The organism is Actinomycetospora atypica, from assembly GCF_042653685.1.
In the GTDB taxonomy this organism is placed as follows: domain Bacteria; phylum Actinomycetota; class Actinomycetes; order Mycobacteriales; family Pseudonocardiaceae; genus Actinomycetospora; species Actinomycetospora atypica.
On the sequence record NZ_JBHSIV010000099.1, the window covers coordinates 1 to 701 of the forward strand.

At 76.5% G+C, this 701-nt stretch carries 1 protein-coding gene; it reads left to right on the forward strand.

Annotated elements, in window-relative coordinates; translation table 11 throughout:
- On the forward strand, positions 1–574 hold a 574-nt coding region (locus ACFPBZ_RS29485; protein ID WP_378039661.1), incomplete at its 5' end, for a hypothetical protein.
- Positions 575–701 lie beyond the last annotated feature (127 nt).

The following is a 701-nucleotide window of genomic DNA, read 5'->3' on the forward strand; positions in this document are numbered from 1 at the left end:
GGCCCACACCGCGGCGGTGCTCGGGCTCATGGCCTTCGCGGTGCTGGTCGCGGTCTGGTCGCTGCGCCACGGGTGGCGCAGCGACGCCGAGCGCTATCCGCGCCTGTGCACCCTTGAGCCGCTCGACGCGCGGCGTCTGCTGCGCCGCGAACTCCGCCGCGGCCGGCCCGGGCCCGTCGAGCTGCGGCCTTTCGCCCGGGCGTGGGTCGTCCACCAGCTCCGCCGCACCGGCAACCCTCCCGTGCTGATCTGCCTCGCCGCCTGGTACCTCGCTCTGTTCGACCCCACTGACAACGCCCCGATGCTCCTGCTCGGGCTCGGGCTCGCCATGCTCGCGCTACTTGCGCTCGCGGCTGCCCAGTTGGTGCTGCAGCACCGCGCCGCGCAGGTCGCCGACGCCCTGGAGACGGCCGAGGGCACCGGGCCGCACGGGCAGGTATCGGCGTGTGAGCGGCCCGGGACGCACCCGCAGGCCAGAGGCGGCGCCGCGGCCGGCTGGTCGGCGGTCCCGCGGAGAGCTCGCCGGTGGCGCGTCACCGGGGCCGGTGGTGGTGGCGCTGGGCGCGGTGGATGAGCGAGCGCAGCACCCCGCGGGCTGCTCGTTCCTGCTCGCTCACGATGTCCGCGCTCGCGGGATCGGGGCCGTGCCGGGCGACGAGGTCCGCGAGCTCGGCGGCGAGGGCTTGGTCGACGCAGCAGGC